An 18945-nucleotide genomic window follows, 5' to 3' on the forward strand; every position below is an offset into this window, starting at 1 on the left:
AATGACAGCGGAGGAACCATGGAGCCGGACCACCAGCAACTGATCCAGTTGCTGCCGCTGTTACCCGTCTTGGCCGAGTTGGGGCGCACCGAACATATGACGGAGACCGCCGAACTCCTTGGGGTTCCGCAATCCACGGTGAGCCGGGCCGTGGCCCGGGCCAGCGCGATCGTCGGGATGGACCTGCTGGTCCGCGACGGCAGGGGAATCCGGCTGACGCCCGCCGCCAAGACACTCCTGCCGTATATCGAAGCCGCGCTGGAAGACTTCCAGGCCGGCCTGGACAGGGTAAGGCACGAGTCGGACGTGGTGCGTGGCAAGATCGGCGTCTCGTTCCAGCACACGTTCGGTGAGGCCACGTTGCCACTGCTCATCAGCGCATTCCGGGCACAGCACCCGAACACCGTTTTTGAGCTGCGGCAAGGCCCGCGGGACGACTGCCTACAGGAACTGGCAAGGGGCGACGCCGACTTTGCGCTCACCGCCCCGATCGCGCCGGAAGGCAAAGGCATCCGCTCCTTCGCCCTTTACCGCGAGCCGTTGAGGGTGGTGCTCCATTACCGGCATCCCTTGGCCGGACGGGCGAGCCTCCACCTTTCCCAGCTTCGCCATGAACCCTACGTCACCCTTCCCGAGGGGGTGGGCCTCCGGGCCCTCGGCGAGGCACTGCTCCGCGAGGCCGGTTACCGGCCGCGGATCGCTTTCGAAGTTCAGGAGTCCACCACCGTCCGCGGCCTGGTTTCGGCCGGTTCGGGATACAGCATCCTGCCACCCGCCGGACCCGGCTACGGCACTGGGCAATTCCTCCCGGAGGCGGAACTGGGGCTGGTGGAGGTGCCCATCGAATCCGATCTGGCTTTCCGGCAGATCGGCTTGGCCTGGCGGGAACGGAGTTTCGAACCGGAAGCGGTGCGGCGTTTCAGGGAACTGGTGGTCAACCGGGGCGGGGAGCTGTTGGCGGAACTGGTCAGAGCCCGCTCAGGAACTCCTTGACCACTGAGGAAGCCGACCCGGTACGCGCCGACCGCCATGCCTCACCCGCCCACAGATTGACCCGGTGAGGATCTGCCGCGGCGGACGCAGCGGCCCGGATGGGTGCCGTCAAATGGTGGATGGCAGGGTAGCCTTCGGGAGCATCCTGGTGATCACGCACAAAATCGTTGACCAGGGAGCGGGCCCAGCGGCCGGTAAACGCGCGGGTCATGGCTGTCTCGGTGAAGACCGGATCGCCCAAGGCGTCCTTGTGCACCTGCCTGGCTCCGCTCTCGTCCGTGCGCACCAACGCGGTACCCACCTGGGCAGCGTCGGCCCCGGCCGCCAGGACGTCACGAAGCACGGCGCCGTCACTGATCGCGCCTGCCGCAATCAGGGGAAGCCCGACGGCGGCACGCACCTGGGCGAGCAGCCCCGCCGTCGTGCTTTCAGCCGGGGGCCCACCGCTGGAGAGGAAGGCGGCCGTGTGTCCGCCAGCGGTGTGGTGCTGAACAGCGATGGCGTCCGGGCCTTCCTCTGCCGCAGCCAAGGCTTCGTCAACACTCGTGACGCTGGAAATCACGGTCGTTCCGGCTTTTTGCAACGCCTTGACCACTGCCGTGCCGGGAAGTCCGAAGGCGAAACTGACGAATTCCACGGGATCCGCCAGGAGGGCGTCGATCTTGCCCTGCCAGGCGTCGTCATCGTCCAGGCGGAGGGGCGGTACGGTTACGCCGTAACGGGCCGCCTCGGCCTCGAGCTCCGCCCGGTAGTCCTCAAGCCGTGCCCTCGCCTCAGCCCCGGGCGGGAGGTGGGCAGGATCCGGGACAAAGACGTTCATTCCGAAACGCAGGCCCGCACTGCGGGCGGCGGTGATTTCCGCCGTCATGGACTCGACGCTCTTGTATCCCGCAGCAAGGAAGCCCAAGCCCCCGCCATCCTGGACTGCCTTCACCAACGCAACAGTGGAGGTGCCACCGGCCATGGGTGCTGCAATGAACGGGGTATGGAACAGGGACATGCGGTTTCTCCTCCGGACGCTCCAAGCTAGTCTTTCACGGTGAACAATCTTGACTCGGACAAGCATTCCCCGTCGTCGCCCGAAGCCGTGGCACCCCTGGCCGGAACCGTGATCGGCCTGGACATCGGCGGCACCAAAACGCGCGGCGTGCGTTTCGAGGATGGAACGCCTGTCCGTGACGAGAGCGCAGGAAGTTCCAATGTCCAGAACGTCACCCGTGAACAGGCCAAAGCCAACCTTGCGGAACTGTTCGCCAGGATCGGCGGCGGCAATGTTGCCGAGGTTTACGCCGGCTCCGGTGGCATTGACACAGACGAGGACGCGCAGGCGCTCGCAGACCTGATCGCCCCCCACGTACCGGGCGCACGCATCACGGTTGTCCACGATTCCAGGCTGCTCCTGGCAGCCGGTGGCGCAAGCACGGGCGTCGCGGTCATTGCGGGGACGGGTTCGGCTGCCTGGGGCAGGAACGAGGCCGGCGAGGAAGCCCGCGCCGGTGGGTGGGGGTACCTGCTGGGCGACGAAGGCAGCGGGTACTGGCTGGGCCGCGAGGCTGTTCGCCACAGCCTCCGCCGCATGAACCAGGGCTTGGAGCCGGACGCCCTGAGCCGGGCCTTGCTGGAATCGTGCGGAGTGGACGAACCCGGCAAGCTCATCGCCCTGTTCCATTCCTCCGGGACCGGCCGCCGATTCTGGGCGCAGCGGGCACGCTTGGTGGTGGAAGCCGCGGATTCCGGTGATGAGACGTCCGTGGCCTTGGTGAACCAGGCCGGCAAGGACCTTGCCGAACTCGCCGCCCAGGCCGTGCGGCAGTTGGGCATCGACGGGCCCGTGATCCTTGGCAGCGGCCTTGGCATGAACGTGGTCCGGCTTCAGGAGGCTTTCATGGAGAGGCTAGCCGAGGCGGGGATCGCCGACGTTCGGATCCTGCAGCAGGACCCGGTTTTCGGCGTTCCCCGGCTCGTGGCGGAACAGCGCGCCTGATCAGGGGAGGGCGCGGCAGTTAGCCTCGGGTCCGGTTCAGCCGCGGGTTCGCGGGCGGAGCTTGACCCCCGGAAGCGGCGGCGCCGGTATGCGACCGGCCTCGGCCCCCGCGTCCGGTCCGCGGCCGCGGACCAGGCCGAAGCGGGAGGTGGCGGCAGCGTCGTCGTCGAGCAATCCCTCGGCTTCCCACTCCTCGCGCGCCCGTTCCACTTCCTCGTGGGTGCGCCCCACGAAGTTCCACCACATCAGCAGGTCCTCGCCGAACGGTTCTCCGCCCAGGAGCATGAACCGGGTGTCCGGGGCGGCGTCGACCGTCAACGAATGCCTACCCGCACCCACGTAAGCGAGCGGACCGGGGGCAACGGATTCTCCGTCGATGACCAACTGCCCATCCAGCACCAGGACTGCATGCTCAAAGTCGGGGCGCAGCGGGAAGCTAAACGTTCCCGAGCCGGTGATGTCCGCGCCGACGATAGGGCTGAACATGGTGGCAGGGGAGCGCTGGCCGGCGAACTCGCCCACCATCACTGTGGCGGTATAGCCCTCACCGACGGCGGCGGGAAGCTCGCGGTGCTGTTCGAAGGTGGGTTCGCGGTGCCGGTGTGCGTCGGGAAGGGCAACCCACAACTGCAGTCCGCGGGACACCGGGATGTCTTCCGGCGAACCGTCGGACTCCGGCAGGACGGAGAACTCAGAGTGGGAGATGCCGTGCCCGGCCGTCATGATGTTCAGTTCTCCGGGTTGGACCACTACGTCGCTTCCCACGCTGTCGCGGTGCCGAACGGCTCCTTCCAGCGGCCACGTGACGGTCTGCAGGCCGCAGTGCGGGTGGGGGAGCACGCTCATGGCAACCCGGTCCGGGCCGAAGCTGTCCAGGAAACACCATGCACCCACGGTGGGCAACCCGCGTTGCGGCAGGGTGCGGTAGACGTTCATGGCGCGAACGCCGCCCAAGGGAACCTCACGCTCAGGCCATAACTGGACGCACGGCCCCTGGCTTTCAGGAGCGGCGGGGCAGACCTGCTCTGCGGGAGCAGTATCCAGATTGGTCATGTGTCATCACCTGTGCATAAATGTTGGAAATTGAGCTAATCTGTTCCGTGTGAACAACGCCCTTCTGAGCTATCGTGACGCCGTCCTCTACCGTTCGGGTGAACCGTACCGCATCCTCGCTGGAGCCATCCACTACTTCCGCGTGCACCCGGATCTCTGGCGTGACCGGCTGCGTCGACTCAAGGCGATGGGCGCCAATACGGTGGACACGTATGTGGCGTGGAACTTCCACCAGCCTACGCGCGGGGAGGCTCCGGACTTCACCGGTTGGCGGGACCTGGGACGCTTCATTGACACTGCCGCCGAGGAAGGCCTGGAGGTCATCGTCCGGCCCGGGCCGTACATCTGCGCCGAGTGGGACAACGGTGGCTTCCCCGCATGGCTCACCGGCATTCCGGGTATTGGCCTGCGCTGCCTGGATCCTGCGTTTACCGCGGCTATAGAGGAGTGGTTCGGCCACCTGCTGCCTATCATTGCCTCCCGCCAGGCCTCCGCGGGCGGCCCTGTGGTGGCAGTCCAGATTGAGAACGAGTACGGCAGTTATGGCGATGACCACGAGTACATCCGCTGGAACCGCCGCGTGCTCGAGGACGGCGGGATCACTGAGTTGCTCTTTACGGCCGACGGAGGCACCGACTATTTCCTGGATGGCGGTTCGGTTGAGGGGACGTGGGCTACTGCGACGCTCGGGAGCCGCGGGGACGAGGCCATTGAAACGTGGAAGCGACGCCGGCCGGACGAGCCGTTCTTCAACGTTGAGTTCTGGGGTGGGTGGTTTGATCACTGGGGCGAACACCACCACCGCCGTGATGCCGCCGATGCGGCAGCCGAAGCCCGGAAAATGCTCGACGCCGGTGGGTCCTTGTGCGTGTACATGGCCCACGGTGGAACCAACTTCGGCCTCGGGTCGGGCAGCAACCACGATGGCACCATGCTCCAGCCGACGGTCACGAGCTACGACTCCGATGCCCCGATCGCTGAAAACGGCGAGTTGACGCCCAAGTTCCACGCCCTTCGCAGGGAGTTCTACCGCGCCCAGGGCATCGATGACCTGCCCGAACTTCCCTCTGGGCTGCTTACGGCGGCTCCTGTCCTCCCGGCGCAGTCGCTGCCGTTGACGGCCGGGCGGGGTCCGCTGGACATCGCCAAGGAAGCAGCGTCGCCGGTTGCCAGCGTCAAGCCCCTCACCTTCGAGCAGTTGGGGCTCGACGGCGGCATGGTCCTGTATGCGGCCGAGGCCATCCTTCCGGGACGCCGTGATGCTCCCACGGAGAGCCGCCTCAAGATCATGGGCCTTCACGACCGTGCCTACATCTGGGTGGATGGAGCGTACGCGGGGGTCCTGGATGACCAAACCGCGGCCGAGGGGCTGGCCGTTACTGGAACAGGTATCCCGGCAAAACTGGAAATCCTCGTGGAAAACCTGGGCCGCATCAACTACGGACCATTCACGGGCCAGGGCAAGGGCATCCTGGGTGGCGTGCTCATCAACCAGCGCTACACCTTCCACTGGACCCAAACGCCTGTTGCCCTGGGCGAATGGACAGAGGAGGATCTCGCGGACCTCCCCGAAGCAGCGTTCACTGCCCCGGAACCCGCAGACACCTATATTGCGCTCCCGGAATCCACTAAGGGCTTCGTCTGGCTCAATGGCTTTCTCCTGGGCAGGTACTGGAACAAGGGACCGCAGGTAACCCTCTACGCCCCGGCGCCTTTGGTGAGGGCGGGACGCAACAGCATCCGGGTGCTGGAACTCGGTGACCCGGGTGCCGTCATTGAGCTTCGGGAGAAGCCGGACCTCGGGCCGGAACAGGCCGGTCCCATCGGCGCGGCTGATCTTACGTAACCGGGCCCGGGGGAGAACTATGCTGGCTGAATGAGCCTGGACTTCGACACCCGCCCCGCTGCCTACGCCGTCATTATTCAGGAAGGCAAGATCCTCCTGGCGTACTGGAAGCAGGACGACAAGGAAGGATGGACCCTCCCCGGAGGAGGGTTGGACCTGGCCGAGCACCCCGTGGACGGCTGCCGGCGCGAGGTCCTGGAGGAAACAGGCTACGAGGCGCGGATCCACCGCATGCTCGGCATCGATGTGGGCCATTGGCCCAGGGAAGCCCAGCCGGACGGAACAACCCGTGACTTCCAGGCGCTCCGGCTGGTCTATGAAGCCTCCATCACCGGCGGGGAATTGACGCACGAGGTGGACGGCAGCACCACCCATGCTGCCTGGATCCCCCTTGAGGATGTGGGCAAGCTCAACCGGGTTTCGCTGGTGGATGTGGCCCTTCGCCTTGAGCGGGAACGCCCGCTGGATGGAAAGCTCGCCGCACACGATTCCTGAAAGGGTAGCCATATCCGGCGGGCCTGAGTACGCTGGAGGTCGTTGCCGGCCGATCGACAGCCGGCCCTGGATGCCGAGGAGGTGGATTTGATGACTGCCATGGTTCTGCGCGCCCCGCACAGTTCGCACAGTGCAGCGGCGCACCGTCATTCCACCATTCCTGTCCCGGCATCCGCCTGCCTCTAGCCAGGTGGCCGGGCCTCAGCAGAGGCTACCGATTGAATACTTACGCTTCGTCAAGCGACATCCTTTTTCCTGCTACCAACCGACTCCTCGTGGAGTACGGATACAACCCCCGCGTTGTCCAACTCTTCGCGGACCATCCTTTGACGGGACCGTTGGCGTCCGCCGCTGATGCTTCGCCGGGCCGGATCGTCCGCCTCGACAGAAACCACGTCCTGGTCGCTTCGGGCAACGGGCTGCTCCATTTGCCCTACCCGCGCCGCGGCCTCGTCCCAGCCACGGGAGACTGGGTGTGGTTGGGGCGCAACGCGGCCGGTGAGCGGGCCGTCGTCGAGGTCTTGCCCCGGCGTTCCGCGCTGAGCCGCAAGCGCGCCTTCGAGTCGTCCTCGGAGGAACAGATCCTCGGTGCGAACATCGACATCGTGGCCGTGGTGGTTCCCATGGACCGGCCGCTGACCCACAACCGCCTGGAAAGGACGCTCGTGGCCGCCTGGGATTCCGGTGCCACACCCCTGGTGGTGATCACCAAGGCCGACCTCGCAAACCTGGCGGACGATGTTGTGGGCGAGGTCATCCAGCAAGCAGCCGGCGTGGAAGTGGTCACTACCTCTGCCGAACACGGCGACGGCCTGGATGAACTCCTTCGCCACATTCCGCAAGGGGCAACCTTGGTGATGCTTGGCCCGTCCGGCGCAGGCAAGTCCACGCTGATCAACGCCATGGTGGGTCGCGGCGTCCAGGAGACCGGCGCGGTCCGTGCCGGCGATGGCAAGGGCAGGCACACCACCACGTCCCGTGAGCTGGTTCCGTTGCAGGGTGGCGCAGTACTGATGGACACGCCTGGCGTCCGTGGCTTCGGCCTTTTCGACGCGGACGACGGTATGGACGAAATGTTCGGCGACCTTGAAGAGCTGTTCGGGCAATGCAGGTTCTCCGACTGCTCCCACCAGGCTGAGCCGGGGTGCGCCGTGCTGGAGGCCTTGGCCAACGGATCGTTGGACCATCGCCGGTGGGCAAGCTACCTCAAGCTCCAGCGGGAGATCGCGGCACTGAACCGGAAACACGATGCAGCCGCGCGTCGTGCTTACCAGCGCGAGTGGCACCAGAAGGTGGTTTCCGCCGAACGCGGACAACGGGCGGCCGAGCGATACCGCCACGACACGGCCGAGGAAAGGAACGGAAGGAACCCCAAACGCCGGAAACGGTGAACATTGCCGATTCATTACGGAATACGTGGCGTCGCTGACATCGCTTGGCCCGCTGGCTACGCTGGGTGAAGATCGGCTTTACAGCCACAGTAAGCGTGCTTATGATCAATTGGCTCTACCGTCCGAGGATGTCGAAATTACAGATAGGTAAGCCCAGGTATGGCCGAAGCCATGATTGAGTTCCAGAGCGTGACCAAGCAGTACCAGGGGGGACAACCGGCGGTTGACGCTCTGAGCATGTCCATCGACAAGGGTGCCATTACGGTCTTTGTCGGTCCCTCGGGCTGCGGCAAGACCACGTCATTGCGCATGATCAACCGCATGGTCGAGCCCAGCGCGGGCACCATCACCGTCAACGGCGAGGACGTGTCAAAGGTCCCGGCCGCCCAGTTGCGCCGGTCCATGGGGTACGTCATGCAATCCGCAGGTTTGCTCCCGCACCGGTCCGTGCTGGACAACATTGCCACCGTTCCGCGACTGAACGGCGTTCCGAAGACCGCGGCGCGGAAGCGTGCGGCGGAACTGCTCGACGTCGTCGGGCTGGCTTCCGGACTCGGCAAACGGTACCCGTCGCAACTCTCGGGCGGCCAACAGCAACGCGTCGGCGTGGCGCGTGCGCTCGCGGCAGATCCGCCGGTGCTGCTCATGGATGAGCCCTTCAGCGCGGTGGACCCCGTGGTGCGCGACGAACTTCAGCAGGAACTGCTGCGCCTCCAGCGCGAGTTGGCCAAGACCATCGTGTTCGTGACCCACGACATCGATGAGGCAACGGTGCTGGGCGACAAGGTAGCGGTCTTTGCCGTGGGCGGTAAGCTCGCCCAGTACGCGGCTCCGGAGGAGATCCTGCGGGCGCCGGCCAACGACTTCGTAGCCTCCTTTGTTGGCCGTGACCGGGGCTTCCGGCATTTGGCGTTCAACGCCGCCGACTCGGTGCAGCTGCATCCCGTCACCATGGTGGGAGCCTCGGACGGGCATCACGCCGGCCAGGATTCGGGGGAGTGGGCGCTGGTTGTCGACCAGGAGTCCAGGCCGCTCGGGTGGTCCTCACCGCGGGACGGTGCCGGAATCATCCCCGGCGGTTCGCTCTTCCGCAAGGGGGACACCCTGCGGCGGGCGCTCGACGCGGCGCTGTCCTCCCCGTCAGGGCTTGGCGTGGCCGTGGACGACGACGGCCGGGTTGCCGGCGTCTTGAAGGCGCCGGAAGTCCTTGCCCTCATCGAGGAAGTCCGCCGCCGCAGGGAGGACGCCACCTGATGGAGTGGTTCCTGGCGAACACGGGCATGGTGTTTGGCTTGGCGGGACAGCATCTGGTCCTGGCCGTCGTTCCCATGCTCCTGGGGCTGCTGATTTCGATTCCCCTGGCACAGTTGGCCCGCCGTAACGGCACCCTGCGATCAGTGGTGGCCACGGCGACTTCCCTGTTGTACACCATTCCGTCCCTGGCCCTGTTCATCATTCTTCCCACCATCCTGGGCACGCGGATACTGGACCCCCTGAACGTGGTGGTGGCCCTCACGATCTATGCTGTGGCCCTGCTGGTCCGGGCAGCCATGGATGCCTTCGATTCCGTGGACAACGATCTTCGCAACGCCGCCGTCGCCATGGGCTTCAAGCCACTGAACAGGTTCTTCCAAGTAGATCTGCCTTTGTCCCTCCCGGTGCTTTTTGCCGGGCTCCGCGTTGTGTCGGTCAGCAACATCTCGCTGGTCAGCGTCGCGGCGTTGTTGGGCGTTGGGAACCTGGGAATGCTCTTCACCGACGGCCTGCAGCGTGCCTTCGTGACCGAAGTGGTGGTGGGCATCGTTGCCATCCTGGTGCTCGCGTTGCTGATGGACGCCGTGCTCGTGGTGCTGGAGCGGATCCTGACGCCTTGGACACGGGCCGCGGGTGGCAGCGGACAGGCCAGCACCACGGCGATCGTCACCGAACCTAAGTCCGGCCCGGCAGCGCAGGCATCCCCACGACCGGATCCGGGGGCTTCGGCATGAGCAACATCTTCACGGACACCATCGCCTGGCTGATCGATCCTTTGCACTGGTCCGGCAGCGGTGGAATTCCTGCGCGTCTATCCGAACACTTGCAATACAGCGGCCTGGTGCTGGTCATCGCCGCGGCTATAGCCATTCCCGTTGGGCTCTACATTGGCCACACAGGCCGGGGCAGGGTGGTTGCGGTCGCCTTGGCCGGCGCCCTCCGTGCCCTGCCCACGCTGGGCCTGCTGGTGCTGTTCGCGCTTTTGGCGGGCAGCGGCCTCATGCCGCCGGTTTGGGCACTCGTCATCCTCACCGTTCCACCGCTCCTGGCAGGCACCTACGCAGGCATCTCCAGCGTCGATTCCACGGTGGTGGATGGTGCCCGGGCCGTGGGCATGACCGAGATGCAGATCCTGTTCCGCGTGGAACTGCCCAACGGCCTGCAAGTGATGTTCGGCGGAATCCGGACGGCAGTGCTGCAGGTCATCGCCACAGTGTCGGTGGTTGCCTACCTGCCGTTGGGCGGGTTGGGCCGCTACCTCTTCGACGGACTGGTCCTTCAGGACTTCCCGCGCATGCTCGGCGGTTCCCTGTTGATCGCAGCCCTGGCGATCGCCGTCGACCTTGTCCTCGCCGCCATCCAGCGCCTGGTGCTGTCACCGGGCCTTGCCCCCGACTCCCGCGGACGCCAGAAGGCATCCGACGGTCACCAAGCCACAGCTCCCTCCGGGGCTGCCGTTCAAGGAGGTACACCATGAAAAACCCCGTCCCCATGACCCTTACGCGCCGTGGTCTCGGCGGCCTGGCAGCCGGCCTCGGTGTGGCGCTTGCGCTGAGCGCCTGTGGTGGCAGCCCCCTGGCAACACCGTCGACGTCGGCACCCAGTGGATCAGCCGGTGGATCGTTGGTGGTAGGTTCGGCCGACTTCCCGGAAAGCCAGGTCATCGCCGAAATCTACGCCGGTGCCCTCAACGCGGCCGGAGTCACGGCCACCACCAAGCCAAACATTGGTTCCCGCGAGATCTACTTCAAGGCGGTCCAGGACGGCTCGGTGGACCTCGTCCCGGACTACTCCGGCAACCTCCTGTCCTACCTGAACGCCGATGCCACGGAGGTCTCGGCAGATGACGTGTACAAGGCGCTGCCGGGCAAGCTCCCTGAGGGCCTGGCCGTGCTGGATGCAGCCAAGGCCGAGGACAAGGATGCCATGGTGGTCACCAAAGCCACGGCAGAGAAGTACCAGCTGAAGTCCATCGAGGATCTGGCCAAGGTCTGCAAGGACTTCACCATGGCTGCCCCGGCCACCTTCGAGACCCGCTCCTACGGTTTCCCGGGCTTGAAGAAGAACTACAACTGCGAGCTCAAGGGACTGCAGCCCTTCAGCGACGGCGGTGGCAACCTGACCCTGCAGGCCCTGCTCGAGGACAAGGTCCAGGTGGCCGATATCTACACCACCACGCCGTCCATCGTTGACAACGACCTCGTGGTCCTCGAAGACCCCAAGAACAATTTCAAGGCCCAGCAGGTCCTGCCGCTCTACAACAAGTCCAAGATGACGGACAAGGCCAAGGACGCCCTCAACAACGTGTCCAAGATCCTCACCACCGAGGACCTCATCAACCTGAACCGCTCGGTGAGCGGCGACCAGAAGCAGAGCGCCAAGGACGCAGCTGCCGCTTGGCTCAAGGACAAGGGCATCGTCAAGTAACAGCTGACGAAAACCGCGTACGACGGCGGTGACGGACCCGCGCGGGCCCGTCACCGCCGTCGTCGTTTCTGTGAGGGACGTCTCAACGGAAGTCCATGACCGCTATGGCATATTTGAGGAATGGCGAATTTCAAGCAGTCCACCAAGCTTCATAATGTCCTCTACGACATCCGTGGACCGATTCTTCAGGCCGCCCAGCAAATGGAGGCGGAGGGTCACCGTATCCTCAAACTGAACATCGGAAACCCGGCACCGTTTGGTTTCGAAGCGCCTGACGCCATCCTGGTGGACATGATCCGCCACCTCCCCAACGCCCAGGGATACAGCGATTCACGCGGCATCTTCTCCGCCCGGACGGCCGTGTCCCAGTACTACCAGACCCGCGGTATCCAGAACATCCACGTTGACGACATCTACCTTGGCAACGGCGTCAGCGAGCTCATCACCATGTCCCTCATGGCGCTGCTCGAGGACGGCGATGAGGTCCTGATTCCCACCCCGGACTACCCCCTGTGGACGGCTTCTGTCGCCCTGGCCGGCGGGCGGCCCGTCCATTACCTCACCGACGAGGAATCCGGCTGGCAGCCCGACCTTGAGGACATGGAAGCCAAGATCACGCCGCGCACCAAGGGAATCGTGGTCATCAACCCGAACAACCCCACAGGAGCGGTCTACCCGGAAGAGACGCTGAAGAAGATCGTGGCTCTGGCCGAGAAGCACGGCCTGGTGATCTTCGCGGACGAAATCTACGAGAAGATCCTGTATGAAGACGCCGTCCACGTGAATCTTGCCGGCCTGACGGGCGACGATGTGCTGTGCCTGACGTTCAGCGGCCTGTCCAAGGCGTACCGCGTGTGCGGCTACCGGGCCGGCTGGATGGCCATTTCCGGGCCGAAGAAGGACGCCGCGGATTACCTCGAAGGCATCAACCTGCTGGCCAACATGCGCCTGTGCGCCAACGTGCCTGCCCAGCACGCCATCCAAACGGCACTGGGCGGCTACCAAAGCATCAACGACCTCATCCTTCCCGGCGGTCGGCTCCTGGAGCAGCGGAACAAGGCGTACGACCTCCTGAACGCCATTCCCGGCGTCAGCACCCAGCAGGCCAGGGGAGCCCTCTATCTGTTCCCCAAACTGGATCCGGAGGTCTTCCACATCCGGGACGACGAGAAGTTCGTCCTGGATCTCCTGAGGGAGCAGAAGATTCTGGTCTCGCACGGCCGGGCCTTCAACTGGGTACGTCCGGACCACTTCCGCATGGTCACCCTGCCCAACGTCAAGGACATCGAAGAGGCGATCGGGCGCATGGCGGACTTCCTGTCGAGGTACCCGGGCAACTAGCCTGAGTTCCATGCTGCGCCGCCGGGGCGCCGCCCGGCAGGAAGGCAAGCCATGGTCGCTGCGGTTGAGTTCGCCAAGAGTCCAGCAGAAGTCTTGAGGGTGGGTTCGGGATTCTCACTTGCGGATGTGGATCCCGAATCAACGCCGGGCTACGCAGGCAACAAGATGGACGGCAAGGCCTTGCTCGGCGCGCAGGATGCCAGGCTGGCCGAACTCCAGGAGCAATTGTTTGCGTCCGGAAAGTTCGGCAGTCCCAAACGGTTGCTGTTGATCCTCCAGGCCATGGACACAGCGGGCAAGGGTGGGGCCGTTAGCCATGTTGTGGGTGCCATGGACCCGCAAGGTGTCCACCTCACGGCCTTCAAGGCACCCACGGAGGAAGAGAAAGCCCACGATTTCCTGTGGCGGATCGAGAAGCAGGTTCCGGCTGCAGGCATGGTGGGTGTCTTCGACCGCTCCCATTACGAGGATGTCCTCATCCACCGGGTGCATGGATGGGCCGACGCCAAGGAACTGGAGCGGCGGTATTCAGCCATCAATGACTTCGAGGCGCGGCTGGCCGAGCAGGGAACAACCATTGTCAAAGTCATGCTGAACATCAGCAAGGACGAACAGAAAAGACGCCTCATCGCGCGGTTGGACGATCCGACCAAGCACTGGAAGTACAGTCGCGGCGACCTCACCGAGCGGGCATTCTGGGACGACTATATGGACGCCTACAGCGTCGCATTCGAGAAAACATCCACTGTCGTCGCCCCGTGGCACGTGGTTCCGGCCAACAAGAAGTGGTACGCGCGCATCGCTGTTCAGGAATTGTTGCTGGAGGCCCTTCGCGGGATGTCCCTGGACTGGCCCAAGGCGGAGTTTGACGTTGCCGCTGAACGTGCCTTGGTGGTCGAGTCCTGAACTGTCCTTCGGCGGGCGTGCGAGGCTGCCGCGTGCCGTCCGGTCAGCCGTTTCTTCCTGTCAGTAGCGGCTTAGCCGTCGGACGCGGGCAATAGGGGATTGCCCGTCGGTCGCGGGGCAGCACCCGGTTACTGACCCTCCCCGGATTCGGTGCTTGCCTCGCGGGCCGTTGCGAGCCGCTTTCGGGCGCCTTCCAGCCAGTCCTCACAGCGTTTGGCCAGCGCTTCGCCGCGTTCCCACAGGGCGAGTGACTCTTCCAGGCTTGCGCCGCCGGCCTCGAGGCGGCCCACGACGGCCACCAATTGTTCACGGGCGTCTTCATAGCTCAGGGCGTCGAGCGACTCGGAGGCGTGTGCGGGGTTTTCGGTCATGGGTTTCCTTTGGCTGGTGTCCCGGCCGCTAGGGCCGGTTGGTGGTCTATAGTGCGCCGTCGTTCGTGTCCTGGGATCATCGCCCGGCGATCTGGCCTTGCCCCACGGACGTTGCCCGGAATCGTCCTTCCGCAACCCGGATGGCCAAAGCCGTTCCTTCCGGCGTCTGTTCCGGGCTGCTGACCACAGTGTGGCCCGCCTGGTCCTCGCCCACGATCTGCACCACGGCATAACCACGGTCCAGTGTCTTTTGCGGGGACAACGCCCGAACTTGCGCGCGCAGGTGATGCACCTGGTCGAGGGCCCGCAGCACAGCTGTATTCACGGCAGAGTGGGACCTCTGCTGCAACCTGTCGATGTCCTGTGCGCGGACCGCCACGAGGGTGTCCGGCGTGGCCAAAACCGGCCTCGACCTCAGGGCGTGCAGCCGGTCCGTTTCCCGGTCCACCATCCTCCCGATGCTGCGGCGCAGGTGGTCGCGGGCCTGCCGGACCACCGCAAGCTCTTCGGAGACGTCCGGAACGATCCTTTTGGCTGCATCCGTTGGCGTCGAGGCGCGGAGGTCGGCAACGTCGTCGAGGATCGGCCGGTCGGCTTCGTGGCCGATGGCACTGACCACCGGGGTTGTAGCGGCGGCCACGGCCCTGATCAGGTCCTCGTTGCTGAAAGGCAGGAGGTCTTCCAGGGCACCGCCACCACGGGCGAGGACGATGACATCCACGTGCGGATCCGCATCCAGCTTTTTGAGGGCGCCAATGATTTGCGAGACCGCGGTGTTGCCTTGGACTGCCACCTCGCGGACATCGAATTCGACGGCTGGCCAACGCAGCGCTGCGTTGCGCAGGACGTCCTTCTTAGCGTCCGAATCGCGGCCCGTGATCAATCCAATGCGGTGGGGGAGCAGCGGCAGCTTCCGCTTTCTGGAATCGGCGAAAAGCCCTTCTGCCGCCAGGGCCTGCCGGAGCCTCTCTATCCGGGCCAGGAGATCGCCCAGGCCCACCGGCCTGATGTCCTTCACAGACATGTTGAGTCGCCCGGTCTTCACCCAGAAATCGGCTTTCACCAAGGCCACCACGCGTGAGCCGCGTTCCAGCGGAGTCCGTTGGCGGTCCAGCACCGTGGACCACACCGAAGCAGGCAATGAGATCTCCGCGTCGACGTCGCGTAGCGTGAGGAACGCGTTGCCGCCGCGCCGGTTCATTTCGATCACCTGGCCCTCGATCCATGCAGCAGGTGCACGTTCGATGTGGGCCTTGAGCTTCCGCGACAACAATTGCAGGGGCCACGGGTTGTCCGGACTGGTCTCGGCAGCAGTTGCAGGCAAGGTCGATTCGGGGCTGGCTTCAGCTGACATGGGTGATCCGTGCTCTTTCCTGCATGCGCCTGTCCTCGGTAACCTTGCGCCCGCCGGTTACCGGGCTGCCTTCCAACTCTATCCATAGCCGCAGCCGCCGGGTCCCATATTTTTCCCTGTATGTGGACAGACCTAGGATGGTTGGACAGCCCCCTAGCACCGAGGTAGACCTTGCGTACTTTTGTCTCAGCAGTGGGAGTGATCCTCGCTTTGCTGCTCACAGCCGTGGCCGTGCCTGCAGCATGGGTTGATGCGAATGTGGTCAAGGAGGACGGGTTCGTTCGCATGGCCGGTGCCCTGGGCAAGGATCCCGACTTTCAGAACCGCCTGACCGGCGCGGCCGTGAGCACCTTCGAGTCCTCCGTGCAACTGCCCGAGCCCGTTCGCAACCTCGCGGGCGATGCCCTCAAGGGCGCTGCGAACGGCATGCAATCGTGGAGCGACTATCCGCAGGCCTGGGAAGAAACGGTCCGGAACAGCCACCGCCTCAATTTTGGCGGCCAAACCGAAGAATCCGGTTCCCCCACTGCTTTGCTCCTGGATATCGCGCCGCTGGTCCGGCTCATCAGGGACCACTTCGCCTCGTCCACCGGGATCACCCTGGAGGTGCCGGCTGAAAGCGTGGTGACGTTGGGACAACCGTCGCAGCGGCAGATCGTGGAGCGCGTATCCGCTTTCGCCCCGTTGTGGTGGGTTGCCGCTTTGGGCGCCGGTGTGTCGGTTCTGCTCGCGCTGGCCGCGGCACGCAGGCGCGCGCTGGTTTTCGTTTTCCTGGGACTTGGCGGGCTGGCTCTGGCTGCCCTCTGGAGCACGACGGCGGACCTCGCCGTCAGTTCGGTCCAGAACATTTCCAGCGGCAACAGTGTGGCGGAGTTGTTCAAGCAGGAGTTCCTCGAGTCGTCGCGGTCCGGCTTTGGCCAATGGATAGTCGTGGATGTTTGGGTCTCGGCTGCCGTCATGGCATTGGGATTCCTTGGGTGGTTGGTAGCCGGGAGACGGCGGTCACCTTCGGCGAACCGGGCCACCACTGCCCGGTAGCATGGAAGGATGACCAGCACAGCAGTCTCCATTCCGATGCCCACGGTTCCCCGCAGACGTCGATCTCCTGAAGAGGTACTGGCGGCTGCTCCTGTGAACGGGACCAAGAAGGTCCTTCTGGCTGCCCCGCGTGGATACTGCGCGGGCGTCGACCGTGCCGTCATCGCGGTCGAAAAGGCCTTGGAGCATTACGGCCCTCCGGTCTATGTCCGCAAACAGATCGTCCACAACGTCCATGTGGTCTCCTCCCTTGAGGAAAAGGGCGCCATCTTCGTCGACGAGACGGACGAGGTCCCAGAGGGTGCCCTGGTGATCTTCTCTGCCCACGGAGTTTCCCCTGCCGTGGTGCAGTCGGCTGAGGATCGCGGCCTGCGCACCATCGACGCCACGTGCCCGTTGGTGACCAAGGTTCACCGCGAAGCCGTGCGTTTCGCGAAAGAGGACTACGACATTCTGCTCATCGGCCACGATGGCCACGAGGAAGTAGAAGGTACGGCTGGTGAAGCCCCGGACCATATCCAGATCATTAATGGCCCGCATGAAGTGGGCAAGGTAACGGTCCGCAACCCTGAAAAGACCATCTGGCTTTCCCAGACCACCTTGAGCGTTGACGAGACCATGGAAACCGTGCGCATGCTCAAGGAACGGTTCCCCACGCTCCAGGATCCGCCCAGCGACGACATTTGCTATGCAACCACCAATCGCCAGGTAGCCATCAAGAAGATCGCTCCGCAGGCCGACCTCGTGATCGTGGTGGGATCGGCCAACTCATCGAATTCCGTCCGCTTGGTCGAAGTTGCCCTGGAGTACGGTGCAAAGACGTCGTACCGCGTGGACTTTGCCAATGAGGTGGATGAACGCTGGTTCGAAGGCGTTGCCACCGTAGGCGTCACATCCGGCGCTTCGGTGCCGGAGGTTCTGGTCCAGGAGGTGCTGAGGCTGCTCGCAGACTACGGTTACGGCGAAGTCCAGGAAGTGGTGACGGCCGAAGAAGACCTGCTCTTCTCCCTGCCGAAGGAACTGCGCGCTACCCTGAAGCAGGCCGGCGATGTAAGCCGGGCACTTGGTGGACGCGGAAACCGCCCTACGTCCTAGAAAGATTCAGAAACCGGCCCCGGCCGGGTGATTGTCACATGAGTGAGAGTCACCCAGCCGGGGCCGTTTCTTCTTGTCGGCACTTTGGCTGAAGCGGTGAAGAGTTGCTTACCCAAGCCCTCCACAGGTCGCCTGGCCGCTTTCCTAGGCGGCCGACTCGCGGTCGTGGTCCGTTTCGTCCCGTGACTCCACTGCCAGAAGCTCCGGCGCTGCGAGGGAGCGCGGCACGGCCTCCACCGACGGCGGGGCGACAAGTCCGGCGTCGTCCATGGTGTTGAGTTTGCGGGCCGTGGGCAGAACCCGCGCCTCCAAAGTTCCCACCAACGCGTTGTAGCGATCCACGGACGTTTTGAGGGAAGTGCCCAGTTTCCCGACATTTTCGCCGAGCGTACCCATCCGCTCGTACAACTGCCTTGCGAGTTCGAAGAGTTCGTGGGCGCTGTCTGTGAGTACGTCTTGCCGCCACGTGAAGGCAACGGATTTCAGGACCGCGAGGAGCGTTCCCGGCGAAGCCAGTACCACGTTCCTGGACAGGGCATGCTCCAACAAGGCCGGGTCCGCTTCCAAGGCCGAGGCCAGGATCGACTCGGCGGGCAGGAAGCAGATGACCAGTTCGGGGGAGTTGCCGGGGATGTCCCAGTACTTCTTCGAAGCGAGGGCGTCGATGTGGGCCTTGAGCGCCTTGGCGTGCTGGGCAAGGAGCACTTTGGGATCCTGATTGGCTGAAGGCGTGACTGATTCACCGAGGGCACCCTCGCCGTGGAGCTGCTCCTGCGCTGCCAGGTATGAAGCCAGGGGCACCTTGGCATCCACTACCAGCTGTTTGCCCCCGGGAAGCTGGACCACAAGGTCTGGACGCAGGGTGTTGTCGCTGCGTGCGGAATGCACCTGCTCGTGGAAGTCCACGTGGCGCAACATACCCGAGGCCTCAACCACACGGCGAAGCTGGACCTCGCCCCACTGACCGCGGGCACTGTTGGATCGCAGTGCGGATGCCAAAGCGTGCGTCGACCTGAGGAGTTGCTCATCGGAGAGCCGGGCGTCCTGCAACTGCTGGGCCAATTGCCCGTACTGTTCCGCGCGGTCGCGTTCCAGGAGCGAGACCTGCTGCTGGACTGCGGTGAGCTTCTCGGCGACCGGGGCAAGGGCGCGCAGGACGCTGCCGTCCGAATTCCGTGCCTCGCTTAGTTCCCGGTTCTGTGCGAACAAAAGCCGGCGTTCGGCGTCGGCGGCCGCGAACTGGGCTGTCACCTCCGAAAGGCGGGACGAAACGGCGTCGAAGTCCGCTTCCAATCCCGCGCCCCGGCGCTGGAAGAGCACGTACCCGATGCCAAGTCCGACGGCCGCTCCGATCAGCAGCATGAGCAGGGCCAGAACCAATCCAAATCCATCCATGC

General features: G+C 64.6%; 18 protein-coding genes. 13 read left to right on the forward strand and 5 right to left on the reverse strand.

Features of this window, described 5'->3' with window-relative positions; translation table 11 throughout:
• Positions 1-18: 18 nt before the first annotated feature.
• The gene (locus tag ACIPV6_RS04200; protein ID WP_400269661.1) at positions 19-993 is read left to right on the forward strand and encodes a LysR substrate-binding domain-containing protein; all 975 of its coding nucleotides are present in this window, start codon (positions 19-21) and stop codon (positions 991-993) included.
• On the opposite strand, the gene ACIPV6_RS04205 is transcribed toward ACIPV6_RS04200, so the two are convergent.
• On the reverse strand, positions 968-1993 hold the full coding sequence (locus ACIPV6_RS04205) for a nitronate monooxygenase (RefSeq protein ID WP_400269662.1): 1026 nt from the start codon (positions 1991-1993) through the stop codon (positions 968-970). The two genes, ACIPV6_RS04200 and ACIPV6_RS04205, sit on opposite strands and share 26 nt — an antisense overlap.
• 39 nt (positions 1994-2032) lie before the next feature.
• Between ACIPV6_RS04205 and ACIPV6_RS04210 the strand changes: the two genes are divergently transcribed.
• A complete protein-coding gene (locus ACIPV6_RS04210) occupies positions 2033-2977 on the forward strand; it encodes an N-acetylglucosamine kinase (protein WP_400269663.1) in 945 nt (314 codons plus the stop codon).
• A gap of 36 nt (positions 2978-3013) precedes the next feature.
• On the opposite strand, the gene ACIPV6_RS04215 is transcribed toward ACIPV6_RS04210, so the two are convergent.
• Positions 3014-4030: a pirin family protein gene (locus ACIPV6_RS04215; protein WP_400269664.1), complete on the reverse strand. Its 1017-nt coding sequence runs from the start codon at positions 4028-4030 to the stop codon at positions 3014-3016.
• 49 nt (positions 4031-4079) lie between these two features.
• Here ACIPV6_RS04215 and ACIPV6_RS04220 point away from each other — a divergent pair, with 49 nt between their 5' ends.
• The 9 genes from ACIPV6_RS04220 (at position 4080) to ACIPV6_RS04260 (ending at position 13690) form a co-directional block, all read left to right on the forward strand.
• The gene (locus tag ACIPV6_RS04220; protein WP_400269665.1) at positions 4080-5876 is read left to right on the forward strand and encodes a beta-galactosidase family protein; all 1797 of its coding nucleotides are present in this window, start codon (positions 4080-4082) and stop codon (positions 5874-5876) included.
• A gap of 30 nt (positions 5877-5906) precedes the next feature.
• Positions 5907-6371, forward strand: coding sequence for an NUDIX hydrolase (locus ACIPV6_RS04225; protein WP_400269666.1), 465 nt, complete (start codon positions 5907-5909; stop codon positions 6369-6371).
• Between the two features lie 218 nt (positions 6372-6589).
• On the forward strand, positions 6590-7762 hold the full coding sequence (gene rsgA, locus ACIPV6_RS04230) for a ribosome small subunit-dependent GTPase A (protein WP_400269667.1): 1173 nt from the start codon (positions 6590-6592) through the stop codon (positions 7760-7762).
• 159 nt (positions 7763-7921) lie between these two features.
• Positions 7922-9016, forward strand: coding sequence for an ABC transporter ATP-binding protein (locus ACIPV6_RS04235; protein ID WP_400269668.1), 1095 nt, complete (start codon positions 7922-7924; stop codon positions 9014-9016).
• Positions 9016-9750, forward strand: a complete 735-nt coding sequence (locus ACIPV6_RS04240; RefSeq protein ID WP_400269669.1) for an ABC transporter permease — start codon at positions 9016-9018, stop codon at positions 9748-9750. Before ACIPV6_RS04235 ends, ACIPV6_RS04240 begins: the two co-directional genes overlap by 1 nt.
• A complete protein-coding gene (locus ACIPV6_RS04245; protein ID WP_400269670.1) occupies positions 9747-10493 on the forward strand; it encodes an ABC transporter permease in 747 nt (248 codons plus the stop codon). The genes ACIPV6_RS04240 and ACIPV6_RS04245 overlap by 4 nt, the downstream gene beginning before the upstream one ends.
• Complete coding sequence (locus ACIPV6_RS04250; RefSeq protein ID WP_400269671.1) at positions 10490-11443, forward strand: ABC transporter substrate-binding protein; 954 nt, start codon at positions 10490-10492, stop codon at positions 11441-11443. The genes ACIPV6_RS04245 and ACIPV6_RS04250 overlap by 4 nt, the downstream gene beginning before the upstream one ends.
• A gap of 120 nt (positions 11444-11563) precedes the next feature.
• Complete coding sequence (locus ACIPV6_RS04255; protein WP_397322146.1) at positions 11564-12784, forward strand: pyridoxal phosphate-dependent aminotransferase; 1221 nt, start codon at positions 11564-11566, stop codon at positions 12782-12784.
• 51 nt (positions 12785-12835) lie between these two features.
• Positions 12836-13690 (forward strand): polyphosphate kinase 2 family protein, encoded by an 855-nt coding sequence (locus tag ACIPV6_RS04260; RefSeq protein WP_400269672.1) that lies wholly within the window; start codon positions 12836-12838, stop codon positions 13688-13690.
• Between the two features lie 128 nt (positions 13691-13818).
• Here the strand turns inward: ACIPV6_RS04260 and ACIPV6_RS04265 are convergent, their stop codons facing one another.
• Both ACIPV6_RS04265 and xseA read right to left on the reverse strand, forming a co-directional pair.
• Entirely contained in the window at positions 13819-14061 is a 243-nt protein-coding gene (locus ACIPV6_RS04265; RefSeq protein ID WP_400269673.1) for an exodeoxyribonuclease VII small subunit, read from the reverse strand.
• A 76-nt stretch (positions 14062-14137) separates the two neighbouring features.
• Positions 14138-15415, reverse strand: coding sequence for an exodeoxyribonuclease VII large subunit (xseA, locus tag ACIPV6_RS04270; protein WP_400269674.1), 1278 nt, complete (start codon positions 15413-15415; stop codon positions 14138-14140).
• Between the two features lie 171 nt (positions 15416-15586).
• Here xseA and ACIPV6_RS04275 point away from each other — a divergent pair, with 171 nt between their 5' ends.
• Both ACIPV6_RS04275 and ACIPV6_RS04280 read left to right on the forward strand, forming a co-directional pair.
• Positions 15587-16453, forward strand: coding sequence for a hypothetical protein (locus ACIPV6_RS04275; protein ID WP_400269675.1), 867 nt, complete (start codon positions 15587-15589; stop codon positions 16451-16453).
• A gap of 9 nt (positions 16454-16462) precedes the next feature.
• Positions 16463-17548, forward strand: coding sequence for a 4-hydroxy-3-methylbut-2-enyl diphosphate reductase (locus ACIPV6_RS04280; protein WP_400269676.1), 1086 nt, complete (start codon positions 16463-16465; stop codon positions 17546-17548).
• A gap of 144 nt (positions 17549-17692) precedes the next feature.
• On the opposite strand, the gene ACIPV6_RS04285 is transcribed toward ACIPV6_RS04280, so the two are convergent.
• Positions 17693-18943 (reverse strand): DNA recombination protein RmuC, encoded by a 1251-nt coding sequence (locus ACIPV6_RS04285; protein WP_400269677.1) that lies wholly within the window; start codon positions 18941-18943, stop codon positions 17693-17695.
• Positions 18944-18945: the final 2 nt, after the last annotated feature.

The sequence above is a fragment of the Paenarthrobacter sp. NPDC089988 genome, from assembly GCF_044748465.1.
Lineage (GTDB): Bacteria > Actinomycetota > Actinomycetes > Actinomycetales > Micrococcaceae > Arthrobacter.